Genomic DNA, 13160 nt, shown 5'->3' with positions numbered 1-13160 from the left:
GGGCGGGGGCCTTCCGTTCGTCGTGACTCGGGACCTCTACAGGCCGTAGCGCTCGCGCGCCTCCTTCACGGCCGTCGCCTTGACCTCGCCGCGCCGGGCGAGCTGGGCCAGGGCCGCGACCACGATGGACTCGGCGTCCACGCCGAAGTGGCGGCGGGCGGCGTCACGCGTGTCCGACAGGCCGAAGCCGTCGGCGCCCAGCGAGGACCAGTCCTGCTCGACCCACTGCGCGATCTGGTCCGGTACCTGGCGCATGTAGTCGGAGACCGCGAGCACCGGGCCCTCGGCGCCCTGGAGCGCCCGGCGGACGTACGGCACCCGGTCCTCGCCGCGCAGCAGCGCCGCGTCGGCGTCCATGGCGTCCCGGCGCAGCTCCGTCCAGGAGGTCGCGGACCACACGTCGGCGGCCACACCCCACTCCTCGGCGAGCAGCCGCTGCGCCTTGAGCGTCCAGTGGATCGCCGTGCCGGAGCCGAGGAGCTGGATGCGCGGGGCGTTCGCCGCCGGGGCCAGGCCCGCCGTCTCCGCCGTGTTGAAGCGGTAGAGGCCCTTGACGATGCCCTCGTCCACCCCGGACGGCTTGGCCGGCTGCGGCATCGGCTCGTTGTAGACCGTCAGGTAGTAGAAGACGTTCGGGTCCTCGCCCGGGGCCGCCTCGCCGTACATGCGGCGCAGACCGTCCTTGACGATCGTCGCGATCTCGTACGCGAACGCCGGGTCGTAGGAGAGGGCCGCGGGGTTGGTCGCCGCGATGGCCGGGGAGTGGCCGTCCGCGTGCTGGAGGCCCTCACCGGTGAGGGTGGTGCGGCCCGCGGTGGCGCCGACCAGGAAGCCGCGGCCGAGCTGGTCGCCGAGCTGCCACATCTGGTCGGCCGTGCGCTGCCAGCCGAACATCGAGTAGAAGATGTAGAACGGGATCATCGCCTCGCCGTGCGTCGCGTACGCGGTGGACGCGGCGATGAAGTCGGCCATCGAGCCGGCCTCGGTGATGCCCTCGTTGAGGATCTGGCCGTTCTTGGCTTCCTTGTAGTACATCAGCTGGTCGCGGTCGACCGGCTCGTACGTCTGGCCCTTGGGCGAGTAGATGCCCAGGGACGGGAAGAGGCTCTCCATGCCGAAGGTGCGGGCCTCGTCGGGGACGATCGGCACCCAGCGCTTGCCGGTCTCCTTGTCCCGGACCAGGTCCTTGACCAGCCGGACGAACGCCATGGTGGTGGCCACGTTCTGCGTGCCGGAGCCCTTGTCGAAGGCCGCGAAGGCCTTGTCGGCGGGCGCGGGCAGCGGTGCGAGGGGGTGCACGCGGCGGGCCGGGGCGGGACCGCCGAGGGCGACGCGGCGCTCCTGGAGGTAGCGCACCTCGGGGGAGTCGGCGCCGGGGTGGCCGTAGGGGACCACGCCGTCGACGAAGGCGCTGTCCGCGATCGGCAGGCCGAGCAGGTCGCGCATGTCCTTGAACTCGTCCACCGAGAGCTTCTTCATCTGGTGGTTGGCGTTCTTCGACGCGAAGCCGCGGCCGAGGGTGTGGCCCTTGACCGTCTGGGCCAGGATCACGGTCGGCGCGCCCTTGTGGGCGAGCGCGGCACGGTAGGCGGCGTACACCTTGCGGGACTCGTGACCGCCGCGGGAGAAGTGGAAGCAGTCGAGGATCTTGTCGTCGGACAGGAGCTTCGCCATCTCGGCGAGCTGCGGGTCCTTGTTGAAGAAGTCCTCGCGGATGTAGGCGGCGTCGCGCGTCTGGTACGTCTGCACCTGCGCGTCCGGTACCTCGCGCAGGCGGCGTACGAGCGCGCCGGTGGTGTCGAGCTGGAACAGCTCGTCCCAGGCCGTGCCCCACAGCGACTTGATCACGTTCCAGCCGGCGCCGCGGAACTGGGCCTCCAGCTCCTGCACGATCTTGAAGTTGGCGCGGACCGGACCGTCGAGGCGCTGCAGGTTGCAGTTGATGACGAAGGTCAGGTTGTCCAGGCCCTCGCGGGAGGCGAGGGTGAGCGCGGTGGTGGACTCCGGCTCGTCCATCTCGCCGTCACCGAGGAACGCCCACACGTGGGAGTTGGTCAGGTCCTTGATGCCGCGGCTGGTCAGATAGCGGTTGAACCGTGCCTGGTAGATCGCGGAGATCGGGCCGAGGCCCATGGAGACGGTGGGGAACTCCCACAGCCAGGGCAGACGGCGCGGGTGCGGGTAGGACGGCAGGCCGTTGCCGCCGGCCTCGCGGCGGAAGTTGTCCAGCTGCTCCTCGTTCAGGCGGCCGTCGAGGAAGGCGCGGGCGTAGATGCCGGGGGAGGCGTGGCCCTGGATGTAGAGCTGGTCGCCGGAGCCGTCACCCTCCTTGCCCTTGAAGAAGTGGTTGAAGCCGGTCTCGTAGAGCCAGGCGGCGGAGGCGAAGGTGGCGATGTGGCCGCCGACGCCGTACTTGCTGCCGCGGGTCACCATCGCCGCCGCGTTCCAGCGGTTCCAGGCGGTGATCCGCTGCTCCATCGCCTCGTCGCCGTCCACGGTGGGCTCGTCGGCGGTCGGGATGGAGTTGACGTAGTCGGTCTCCAGCAGCTTCGGCAGCGCCAGGCCCGCGTCCTCGGCGCGCTCCAGCGTGCGGCGCATCAGGTACGCGGCACGGTGCGGCCCGGCCGCCTGGGTGACGGCGTCCAGGGAGGCCTGCCACTCGGCGGTCTCCTCGGGGTCGCGGTCCGGGAGCTGGTCGAGCTCGCTCGGCTGGATGGCTTTCGGGTCGGTCGTCATGTCGCCGCCTTCCTCAGTCGAAGGGGGTTCCCTCATCGGCAAGGGTTCGGGGTGCCCTAGGTCTTTGGCAGGACAGGGCTGGGCTCCGGTGGGAGTCCAAAGCTGACTCTAACTCCCTGATCGATGATCGATCAAAGGGTTGAGGAGCAAAACCTCTTGATCACGAGAAAGTCGGCACGGGGTGCCTTCGGCGGTGGCACGGGGTGACCTTGAGGTTGGGGGTTTGTGCAGGTGAGCGCGGTGCGGCTCGGGTGCGTCGTTCCTTCGGGGTGGCGTGGGGAACCGAGCGAAAACGGGGCCTGGGGGCGGAGCCCCCAGGGACGGGAAAGAGACTAGGCGCGGGGGGCGCAGCCCAGGACGTGGGACTTGACGATCTCCGGGATGCGGGGGTCCCGGCGGCGGAAGGCCGCGACCAGCTCCTCGTGCTCCTCCGCGTACGACTGCTGCACCGTCCCCAGCCACCGTATCGACAGCGCCGTGAACACCTCGATCCCCAGCCCCTCCCACGTGTGCAGCAGCACGGAGTTGCCCGCCGCCCGCACCAGCTCCCGGTGGAAGCCCACCGTGTGCCGCACCTGACCGGTGCCGTCGGAGACCCGGTCGGCCTCGTACAGCGCGGCGACGTGCGGTTCCAGGGCCGAGCAGTCCAGGGCGAGCCGGTCCGCCGCCAGCTCCGCCGCGATCGCCTCCAGGCCGGCCCGGACGGGGTAGCTCTCCTCCAGGTCGGCGGCGGTCAGGTTGCGCACCCGCACGCCCTTGTTCGGCGCCGACTCGATCAGCCGCAGCGACTCCAGCTCCCGCAGTGCCTCCCGCACCGGCGTCTGGCTGACCTCCAGCTCGGTCGCGATCCGCCGCTCCACGATCCGCTCGCCCGGCTGCCAGCGCCCGCTGATGATCCCTTCCAGGATGTGCTCGCGGATCTGTTCGCGCAGCGAGTGGACGACGGGCGCGGTCATGAGAGCTCCTTCGGGAGAGGGCCCCTTCGGCCCCCTGGGGGACTGACGTTTAGACAATACGGCCGTCCCGGGGGGCGGGAAGGGCGCACGGGGGCGCTTTGACGCAGGTGAGACGAGACTTACACAGCGTGCCCCGGTCCAAACACGGCGATGCCCCCGCCCGGAAACGTCCGGGCGGGGGCACCGTACAGGCCCACTGGCGAGGGTGACTACAGGCCGAGCTCGACCTCGAACTCGCCCGCCTCCAGGATCGCCTTGACCGCCGTCAGGTAGCGGGCGGCGTCGGCGCCGTCCACCAGACGGTGGTCGTAGGACAGGGTCAGGTACGTCATGTCGCGGACGCCGATGACCGGGCCGTCCTCCGTCTCGATGACGGCCGGACGCTTGACCGTGGCACCGATGCCGAGGATGGCGACCTGGCCCGGCGGCACGATGATCGTGTCGAACAGCGCGCCGCGCGAACCGGTGTTGCTGATGGTGAAGGTCGCACCGGCCAGCTCGTCCGGGCTGATCCTGCTGGCCCGCACCTTGCCCGCCAGGTCGGCGGTCGCCTTGGCGATGCCGGCCAGGTTCAGATCACCGGCGTTCCTGATGACCGGGGTCATCAGGCCCTTCTCGGAGTCCACCGCGATACCGATGTTCTCGGTGTCGAAGTAGGTGATGGTCCCCTCGGCCTCGTTGATCTTGGCGTTGACCGGGGCGTGGGCCTTGAGGGCCTGGGCCGCGGCCTTGACGAAGAACGGCATCGGGGAGAGCTTGACGCCCTCGCGTGCCGCGAACGCGTCCTTGGCACGGGCGCGCAGCTTCATCAGACGGGTGACGTCGACCTCGACGACCGACGACAGCTGGGCCTGCTCGTGCAGCGCCTTGACCATGTTGTCGCCGATGACCTTGCGGATGCGCGGCATCTTGACGGTCTGGCCACGCAGCGGGGAGGCCTCCAGGACGGGGGCCTTCTTCGCGGCGGGCGCGGCGGGGGCGGCGGCCGGAGCCGCAGCGGCCGCCTTCGCGGCCTCGGCTGCGGCGGCGACGTCCTGCTTGCGGATACGGCCGCCGACGCCGGTGCCCTTGACGGTGGACAGGTCGACGCCGTTCTCGGCGGCGAGCTTGCGCACCAGCGGGGTGACGTAGGCGCCGTCGTCCACCGGCTGGGCGGCGGCCGGGGCAGCCGGAGCGGCGGCCGGGGCCGGCGCGGGCGCCGGGGCTGCGGGCTGCGGGGCCGGAGCCGGCGGCGCCTGCGGGGCGGGAGCCGGAGCGGCCTGCGCGGGAGCCGGGGCCGCCGGAGCCGGGGTGGGCTCGGGCTGGGCCGGGGCGGCGGGGGCCGCCGGGGCAGCCGCCGGGGCGGCACCCGCCGCACCGATGACGGCGAGCTTGGCGCCGACCTCGGCCGTCTCGTCCTCGCCGACCACGATCTCCAGCAGGGTGCCGGAGGCGGGCGCCGGGATCTCGGTGTCGACCTTGTCGGTCGAGACCTCGAGCAGCGGCTCGTCCTCCTCGACGCTGTCACCGACCGACTTCAGCCAGCGGGTGACGGTGCCCTCGGTGACGGACTCGCCGAGCGCGGGCAGGACCACGTCCGTGCCCTCCGCGGAGCCGCCGGCAGCGGCGTCGGCGGTGGGAGCGGGCGCCGGGGCGGCCTGCTCGGTGGAGGGGGCGGCCGGGGCGGGCTCGGGAGCCGGCTCGGCGACCTGCTCGGCCTGCGGGGCCGGAGCGGCGGCGGGGGCGCCGCTGCCGTCGTCGATCAGCGCCAGCTCGGCGCCGACCTCGACGGTCTCGTCCTCGGCGACCTTGATGGAGGACAGCACGCCCGAGGCGGGGGCCGGGATCTCGGTGTCGACCTTGTCGGTCGAGACCTCGAGCAACGGCTCGTCGGCCTCGACGCGCTCACCCTCGGCCTTCAGCCAGCGGGTGACGGTGCCCTCGGTGACGCTCTCGCCGAGCGCCGGAAGGGTTACGGAAACCGCCATGGTTTCGGTTGCTCCTTACGAAATTGCGGAAGTCTGTGTCGTCGCGCCCGAAGACCGAAGCGGTCAGTCGTGCATGTGGAGCGGCTTGCCGGCCAGCGCCAGGTGGGCTTCGCCGAGCGCCTCGTTCTGCGTCGGGTGGGCGTGGATGAGCTGGGCCACCTCGGCCGGCAGCGCCTCCCAGTTGTAGATCAGCTGCGCCTCGCCGACCTGCTCGCCCATGCGGTCGCCGACCATGTGGACGCCGACCACGGCACCGTCCTTGACCTGGACCAGCTTGATCTCGCCCGCGGTCTTCAGGATGCGGCTCTTGCCGTTGCCACCGAGGGGGAACTTGATGGAGACGACCTTGTCCGCGCCGTAGACCTCCTTGGCCTTGGCCTCGGTGAGACCGACGGAGGCGACCTCCGGGTGGCAGTACGTCACCCGCGGCACGCCGTCGTAGTCGACCGGCACGGTCTTCAGTCCGGCGAGCCGCTCCGCCACCAGGATGCCCTCGGCGAAGCCGACGTGCGCGAGCTGGAGGGTGGGAACGAGGTCACCGACGGCGGAGATGGTCGGGACGTTGGTCCGCATGTACTCGTCCACGAGGACGAAGCCGCGGTCCGTCGCGACGCCGTTCTCCTCGTAGCCCAGGCCCTGCGAGACCGGGCCGCGGCCGATGGCGACGAGCAGGACCTCGGCCTCGAACTCCTTGCCGTCGGCGAGGGTGACCTTGACGCCGTCCTGGGTGTACTCGGCCTTCTGGAAGAAGGTGCCCAGGTTGAACTTGATGCCCCGCTTGCGGAAGGCGCGCTCCAGGAGCTTGGAGCTGTTCTCGTCCTCGACCGGGACGAGGTGCTTGAGGCCCTCGATGACCGTGACCTCGGAGCCGAAGGACTTCCACGCGGAGGCGAACTCGACGCCGATGACGCCGCCGCCCAGCACGATCGCGGACTTCGGCACGCGGTCCAGCGTGAGGGCGTGGTCCGAGGAGATGATCCGGTTGCCGTCGATCTCCAGGCCCGGCAGGGTCTTCGGCACGGAGCCGGTCGCCAGCAGGACGTGGCGGCCCTGGACACGCTGGCCGTTGACATCGACGGAGGTGGGGGAGGAGAGCCGGCCCTCACCCTCGATGTAGGTGATCTTGCGGGAGGCGACCAGACCCTGCAGCCCCTTGTACAGGCCGGCGATCACCTCGTCCTTGTACTTGTGCACGCCGGCCATGTCGACGCCCTCGAAGGACGTCTTGACGCCGAACTGCTCGCTCTCGCGGGACTGGTCGGCGACCTCGCCCGCGTGGAGCAGGGCCTTGGTGGGAATGCAACCGTTGTGCAGGCAGGTGCCGCCGAGCTTGTTCTTCTCGATCAGGGCGACGTCCAGGCCCAGCTGTGCCCCGCGCAGCGCCGCGGCGTAACCACCGCTGCCACCGCCGAGGATCACTAGGTCGAAAACGGTGCTGGCGTCGTTCGCCACGTCACGTCCTCCATGCATGTGCGCCACGGCCGGTCTCCAGTGACCGGTCGGCGGCTGGTGTCCGGCCGCTCATTGTTCTCGGCCCTTGGGTGGGCCCTGTCCTGCCGGGCTCCATCTTCGCACTTGTGAGAGGCGAACGAGACGTGGGGCCGGGGTGTGAGACGCCCCACGTTCAAGCTCGTCCCCCACACTATGACCGGCTCCCCGCCCGAACTGTGACGGTCTCCCGATCCGCGGCCCCACCGGCGTGCGGTTCTGCTTGGCCGACGCCAGGACAGCCGACCAGGGGGCGCGGGGAACTGCGCGACAAGCCACGACCGGCCCGCAGCCGCGCAGTCACCCGCGCCCCGAACCCCTCAGGCGCCCTCAGCCCAGCTCACCCGCGGCCGCCAGCTCGGCAACCCGTACCAGCGTCCGGACCGCCGTCCCGGTACCGCCCTTCGGCGTGTACCCGAACGGCCCGCCCTCGTTGAAGGCCGGACCCGCGATGTCCAGGTGCGCCCAGGTGATGCCCTCGCCGACGAACTCCCGCAGGAACAGTCCGGCCACCAGACCGCCGCCCATCCGCTCACCCATGTTCGCGATGTCCGCGGTCGGCGAGTCCATGCCCTTGCGCAGGTGCTCCGGCAGCGGCATCGGCCACGCCGGCTCGCCGGACTCCTCCGCCGCCTCGTGCACCGCGGAGCGGAACGCGTCGTCGTTCGCCATGATCCCGTACGTGCGGCTGCCCAGCGCCAGCATCATCGCGCCCGTCAGCGTCGCCACGTCGATGATCGCGTCCGGCTTGTCCTGCGAGGCCGCCCACAGCGCGTCGGCGAGCACCAGCCGGCCCTCCGCGTCGGTGTTGAGCACCTCCACCGTCTTGCCGCTGTACATGCGCAGCACGTCGCCCGGGCGCGTCGCGGAGCCCGACGGCATGTTCTCGGCCAGCGCAAGCCAGCCGGTCACGTTGACCTCCAGGCCGAGCCGCGCGGCGGCGACCACGGCCGCGAACACGGCGGCGGCACCGGCCATGTCGCACTTCATCGTCTCGTTGTGGCCGGCCGGCTTCAGCGAGATGCCGCCCGAGTCGTACGTGATGCCCTTGCCGACGAAGGCGAGCGACTTCGTCGCCTTGGGCGAGGTGTACGACAGCTTCACCAGCCGCGGACCCGACGCCGAACCGGCGCCGACGCCCAGGATGCCGCCGTAGCCGCCCTTGGCGAGCGCCTTCTCGTCGAGCACCTGCACCTTGATGCCGTGCTCCTTGGCGGCCGTCTGCGCCACCGCCGCGAAGGCCTCCGGGTCGAGGTCGTTCGGCGGGGTGTTGACCAGGTCGCGGGCGCGGTTCAGCTCCTCGGCGACGGCCGCGGCACGCTCGATCGCGGCCTTGTACGCCTTGTCGCGGGGCTTGCCGCCGAGCAGCGCGGCCTCCGCCAGCGGGGCCTTGCCGTTGCCGTTGGCCTTCGCCTTGGCGCCCTTGGCCTCCTTGGCCGACTCCTTGTACGCGTCGAAGGAGTACGCGCCGAGCAGCACGCCCTCGGCGACGACACCGGCGTCGGCGGCCTCGGTGAGCGGCAGGGCGAAGGCGGCCTTCTTGGCGCCGGCCAGGGCGCGGGCGGCCGCGCCCGCGGCCCGGCGCAGCGCCTCGGGGTCGAAACCGGCGTCCTTCTCGGGCTCGGCACCGAGGCCCACCGCCACCACGACGGGCGCCTTGAAGCCGGACGGAGCGGGCAGCTTCGTCACCTCGCCCTCGGCACCGGAGGCGCCCAGGGTCTCCAGGACGCCGGCGAGCCGGCCGTCGTACGCCTTGTCCACGGCCTCGGCGCCCGGAGCGACGGACGGGCCGCCTGCGCCCTTGGCGACGCCGATCACGATCGCGTCGGCCCGCAGGCCGGGCGCCGCGGCGGTGGAGAGAGTGAGAGCAGTCACGGTGGTGAAATCTCGCTTCCGTATGAAGTCTGGTGTGGCCGAATGCGGGTGGGTCGACCGGGCCCGACATCCGACCCTAGATCCCTCCTGCGATGCGGTCCTCGCCTGGGCAGGCGAACACTCGGCACGAGCCTACGCTCGCGCCCGGCCGCGCTCCCTCCCGCGGGGCCGTGGTTTCCTCGCGACTGTGCGGGTGGGAGATCATTCCGGGGGCATGCCGCCCACCCCTCCCGCACTCTGGAGCACTTCCCGTGAGACGCCCGGTCCTGCCGACAGCCCTTCTCCTGCTGCTGCTTGCCGGCTGCACGTCGGCCCCCGGCGGCGACGGCGGTGACGGCGGGGCCGGTGACGGCGGGGCCGCCGGCCACTGGCGGCCGACGCCCGGCACCGCCTGGCAGTGGCAGCTCAGCGGCAGGCTCGACACCTCCGTCGACGTACCGGTCTACGACATCGACGGCTTCGACCACGGCAGGGCCACGGTCGCCGGCCTGCACGACGACGGGCGCAAGGTCATCTGCTACGTCTCCACCGGCGCCTGGGAGGACTTCCGGCCCGACGCCGACGCGTTCCCCGAGGAAGTGCTGGGCAAGGGCAACGGCTGGGACGGCGAGCGGTGGCTGGACATCCGCGCGACGGACGTCCTGGAGCCGCTGATGGCCGAACGCCTCGACATGTGCCGCGAGAAGGGCTTCGACGCGGTCGAGCCGGACAACATGGACGGCTACAAGAACGAGACCGGCTTCCCGCTCACCGGCGACGACCAGCTCCGCTACAACCGGCTCATCGCGAAGCTCGCCCACGACCGCGGGATGGCCGTCGGGCTGAAGAACGACCTGGACCAGATCCCGGAACTGGTCGACGACTTCGACTTCGCCGTCAACGAACAGTGCGCCCAGTACGGCGAGTGCGCCGACAACCAGCCGTTCGTCGACGCGGACAAGGCGGTCTTCCACGTCGAGTACGAACTGCCGACCGAGCGCTTCTGCGCCGACTCGCGCGAGCTGCGGCTCAGTTCGATGCTGAAGAAGTACGAACTGGGGGCGTGGCGGGAGGCCTGCTGAACGCCGGTCCCGGTTCTCGGGCTCAGCCCAGGACCAGCACGATCAGGGCGGTCGTGGCCGCCGTCTCCGCGACACCGCCGAAGACGTCGCCCGTGACGCCGCCGAAGCGGCGGACGCAGTGGCGCAGCAGGAGTTCGGCCACCGCGGCGGCGCAGAGCACGGCGAGTGCCGTGCGCAGCGCGTGGTACGGGCCCAGGTACGCGCCCGCCGCCGCACCGGCCACGGTCACGACCGCCGTCGCGGCCAGCGCCCCGCCGGCCGGGACCACCCCGGCGACCGCCGCGCCCAGGCCCTCCGGGCGGGCGGCGGGCACTCCGGTCCGGGCCGCCGTCGTGAGTGCCAGCCGGGCGGCGGTCGCCGACACCACGGCGGCGAGCGTGCCCCGCGCCCACGAGCCGTCGTAGGCCTGCGCCAGGGCGGCCACTTGGGCGAGGACCACGAACAGCAGAGTGAGCACGCCGAACGGTCCGATGTCCGACTGCTTCATGATCCGCAGGGCGTCCTCGGCGGGCTTGCCGCTGCCCAGCCCGTCGGCGGTGTCGGCCAGTCCGTCCAGGTGCAGTCCACGCGTGAGTACGGCGGGGACGGCGGCCGTGGCGACGGCGGCGAGCAGGCTCCCCGCGCCCAGGGCGAGCAGCAGGAGCCCGAGGCCCGCCGCGGCGACGCCCACCGCCAGTCCGGCCAGCGGCGCGCACAGCATGCCGCCGCGCGCGGCGTCCCGGTCCCAGCGGGTCACCCTGACCGGGAGCACGGTGAGGGTGCCGAAGGCGAAGCGGAGGCCGTGGGGGGAGGGGGTCCTGAGCACCGGCGCAGACTACCCGGCGGTCGGCGGGGTGCGGGCGGGCGCGGGGGATAAAGTGCGCATATGGGAGATTGGTGGCAGCGCAACATCATGGAGCCGGGCAAGCTGCCGCTGCTCCTCGCGCTGGCGGCGTTCGTGCTGACGTTCACGATCACCCGGGTCGTCACCCGCCTGATCCGGGCGGGCAAGGGGCCCTTCGGGAACGTCAAGGCGGGCGGGGTGCACATCCACCACGTCGTGCCGGGGGTGGTGCTCACCGTCGTCGGCGGCTTCGGCGCGGTCGCGGGGGGCCGGCACGGGGTCTGGTCGGCGCTGGCGGCGGTGGTCTTCGGTATCGGGGTGGGGCTGGTCCTGGACGAGTTCGCACTGATCCTGCACCTCGACGACGTGTACTGGAGCGAGGCCGGGCGCAAGAGCGTGGAGGTCGTGGTGGTCACCGCGGCCCTGGTCGGGCTGGTCCTCGCGGGCTTCACGCCGTTCGGCGTCGACGGCATGTCCCAGGACGAGTTGCAGGACCGTACGAACGTCATCGCGACGGTCGCGGGGAACTTCCTGTTCTCCCTCCTCGCCCTGGCCAAGGGCAAGGCGCGGCTGGCGGTCTTCGGGGTCATCGTGCCCTTGATCGCCCTGATCGGCGCGGTGCGTCTGGCCCGGCCGGGGTCTCCGTGGGCCCGCCGGTTCTACGCCCGGCGGCCGCGGGCCCGCGCACGGGCCCGGCTGCGCGCCGACCGCCACGACCGCCGCTGGTCGGGGCCGCGCCGCGTCGTCCAGGACTGGATCGGCGGGCGCCCGGACCCCCGGTGACGGCCCCTGGGCCGGGCAGTCGCCGCCCGCCGCCGCCACTGAGGGCAGTCGCCGCCCGCCGCCGCCGCTGCGGGCAGTCGCCGCCCGCCGCCGCCACTGAGGGCAGTCGTGCCGCTGGGGCGGCACGGGTGGGCGGTGGGGGTACCTCCCAGGCCGTTCAGGCGCTGGGGGAGGCACCCCGCTACGCCGGGCCGTGTCCCCCTCGCGCCCGCACCCGCCCCGGGCGCCGGGTGCAACGCCGGGCGCGCGACCCACGCCGGGAACCGGACCACCCCGGTCGGCCGAACCGCGTTCACCCGCCCCCGGTCACGGCCTCACCGTCGGAGACCTCCGGCAGCTCCGCCGCCAAGGACGCCGCCGCCTGGACCAACGGCAGCGCCAGCAATCCACCCGCGCCCTCGCCCACCTTCACGCCCTGGGACAGCAGCGGTTCCATCGCCATCCGGTCCAGCGCCTTGGCCTGGCCCGGCTCCCCGCTGTCGTGCGCCGCCAGCCACCAGTCCGGTGCCCGGAAGGCGACCCGCTGCCCGACCAGCGCGCACGCGGCCGTCACGACACCGTCAAGGATCACCGGCACCTTCCGCACCGCGCTCTGCAGCAGGAAGCCCGTCATGGCGGTGAGGTCCGCGCCGCCGACCGTGGCGAGGAGCTGCAACTGGTCGCCGAGGACCGGACGCGCGCGGCGCAGCGCGTCGCGGATCGCCGCGCACTTGCGCATCCAGGCCAGGTCGTCGATCGGCAGCCCGCCCCGGCCGGTCACGACCGACGCGTCCGTCCCGCACAGCGCGGCCACCAGCGTCCCCGCCGCCGTCGTACCGCCCACGCTCACGTCGCCCAGCACCACCAGGTCGGTGCCCGAGTCGGCCTCCTCGTCGGCCACCGCCATCCCGGCCCGGAAGGCGGCCTCCGCCTCCTCGAGGGTCAGCGCGTCCTCGATGTCGATGCGTCCCCCGGCCCGGCGCACCCGGTGCCCGGCGACCTCGGCAGGCAGCTTCTCCGGGTCGCAGTCCAGGGCCATGTCGACGACGCGCACGGGCACGTCCAGGCGCCTGGCGAGCACCGACACCGGCCGGCCGCCCTCCAGGACCTCGCGCACCAGCTCACCGGCACCGCCCGCGGGCCGCGCCGACACGCCCAGCTCGGCGACCTTGTGATCGCCGGCGAAGAGCACCACCCGGGGACGTACGACCGGGCGTACCGGGACGGCGGACTGGGCCGCCGACAGCCACTCGCCCAGGTCGTCGAGGCGGCCCAGCGATCCGGGCGGGACGGCCTGACGCTCCCGGCGCGCCTCAGCGTCGCGACGTACCCCGCCGTCGGGGCGCTCGATCAGGTCGGTGAAGTCGTCGAGATTCAGCGAGCTCATTCGCCGAACAGTACCGGCCCCGGTCGAACACCAAGGAGGGCCCGTGGACAGCACGTCCGGGCGGCGTCGTTGCGCCCCGGATCGCGCTCACCTACGTAACGTTTT

The 13160-nt window shown here is 72.5% G+C and carries 9 protein-coding genes; 2 read left to right on the top strand and 7 right to left on the bottom strand.

Going from position 1 to position 13160, the window contains the following annotated elements; genetic code table 11:
• Positions 1 to 36: 36 nt before the first annotated feature.
• The 5 genes from aceE to C4J65_RS07780 form a co-directional block, all read right to left on the bottom strand.
• Positions 37 to 2736 (bottom strand): pyruvate dehydrogenase (acetyl-transferring), homodimeric type, encoded by a 2700-nt coding sequence (gene aceE, locus C4J65_RS07800; protein ID WP_115741740.1) that lies wholly within the window; start codon positions 2734 to 2736, stop codon positions 37 to 39.
• A gap of 332 nt (positions 2737 to 3068) precedes the next feature.
• Positions 3069 to 3692 (bottom strand): GntR family transcriptional regulator, encoded by a 624-nt coding sequence (locus C4J65_RS07795; RefSeq protein WP_052839895.1) that lies wholly within the window; start codon positions 3690 to 3692, stop codon positions 3069 to 3071.
• Between the two features lie 209 nt (positions 3693 to 3901).
• On the bottom strand, positions 3902 to 5659 hold the full coding sequence (gene sucB / locus C4J65_RS07790) for a 2-oxoglutarate dehydrogenase, E2 component, dihydrolipoamide succinyltransferase (protein WP_115741739.1): 1758 nt from the start codon (positions 5657 to 5659) through the stop codon (positions 3902 to 3904).
• A 63-nt stretch (positions 5660 to 5722) separates the two neighbouring features.
• A complete protein-coding gene (gene lpdA, locus C4J65_RS07785) occupies positions 5723 to 7111 on the bottom strand; it encodes a dihydrolipoyl dehydrogenase (RefSeq protein WP_162833074.1) in 1389 nt (462 codons plus the stop codon).
• Between the two features lie 366 nt (positions 7112 to 7477).
• Positions 7478 to 9022 (bottom strand): leucyl aminopeptidase, encoded by a 1545-nt coding sequence (locus tag C4J65_RS07780; RefSeq protein ID WP_115741738.1) that lies wholly within the window; start codon positions 9020 to 9022, stop codon positions 7478 to 7480.
• Positions 9023 to 9273: 251 nt separating this feature from the next.
• On the opposite strand from C4J65_RS07780, the gene C4J65_RS07775 reads away from it, so the two are divergent.
• On the top strand, positions 9274 to 10083 hold the full coding sequence (locus C4J65_RS07775; RefSeq protein WP_115741737.1) for an endo alpha-1,4 polygalactosaminidase: 810 nt from the start codon (positions 9274 to 9276) through the stop codon (positions 10081 to 10083).
• Between the two features lie 22 nt (positions 10084 to 10105).
• Here the strand turns inward: C4J65_RS07775 and C4J65_RS07770 are convergent, their stop codons facing one another.
• On the bottom strand, positions 10106 to 10888 hold the full coding sequence (locus tag C4J65_RS07770; protein ID WP_115741736.1) for an adenosylcobinamide-GDP ribazoletransferase: 783 nt from the start codon (positions 10886 to 10888) through the stop codon (positions 10106 to 10108).
• A gap of 60 nt (positions 10889 to 10948) precedes the next feature.
• Between C4J65_RS07770 and C4J65_RS07765 the strand changes: the two genes are divergently transcribed.
• A complete protein-coding gene (locus C4J65_RS07765; protein WP_115741735.1) occupies positions 10949 to 11689 on the top strand; it encodes a hypothetical protein in 741 nt (246 codons plus the stop codon).
• Positions 11690 to 11981: 292 nt separating this feature from the next.
• Here C4J65_RS07765 and cobT read toward each other — a convergent pair whose 3' ends face one another.
• A complete protein-coding gene (gene cobT / locus C4J65_RS07760) occupies positions 11982 to 13055 on the bottom strand; it encodes a nicotinate-nucleotide--dimethylbenzimidazole phosphoribosyltransferase (protein WP_115741734.1) in 1074 nt (357 codons plus the stop codon).
• Between the last annotated feature and the right edge of the window lie 105 nt (positions 13056 to 13160).

This window comes from Streptomyces sp. CB09001 (genome assembly GCF_003369795.1).
GTDB lineage: Bacteria > Actinomycetota > Actinomycetes > Streptomycetales > Streptomycetaceae > Streptomyces.
Note: the sequence above shows the minus strand (reverse complement) of the source record. Positions and strands in the feature narration are given on the sequence as shown.

Coding starts and splice junctions, on each gene's coding strand:
- aceE (WP_115741740.1), bottom strand. CDS start 2,736: ATGACGACCGACCCGAAAGCCATCCAGCCGAGCGAGCTCGACCAGCTC.
- C4J65_RS07795 (WP_052839895.1), bottom strand. CDS start 3,692: ATGACCGCGCCCGTCGTCCACTCGCTGCGCGAACAGATCCGCGAGCAC.
- sucB (WP_115741739.1), bottom strand. CDS start 5,659: ATGGCGGTTTCCGTAACCCTTCCGGCGCTCGGCGAGAGCGTCACCGAG.
- C4J65_RS07765 (WP_115741735.1), top strand. CDS start 10,949: ATGGGAGATTGGTGGCAGCGCAACATCATGGAGCCGGGCAAGCTGCCG.
- cobT (WP_115741734.1), bottom strand. CDS start 13,055: ATGAGCTCGCTGAATCTCGACGACTTCACCGACCTGATCGAGCGCCCC.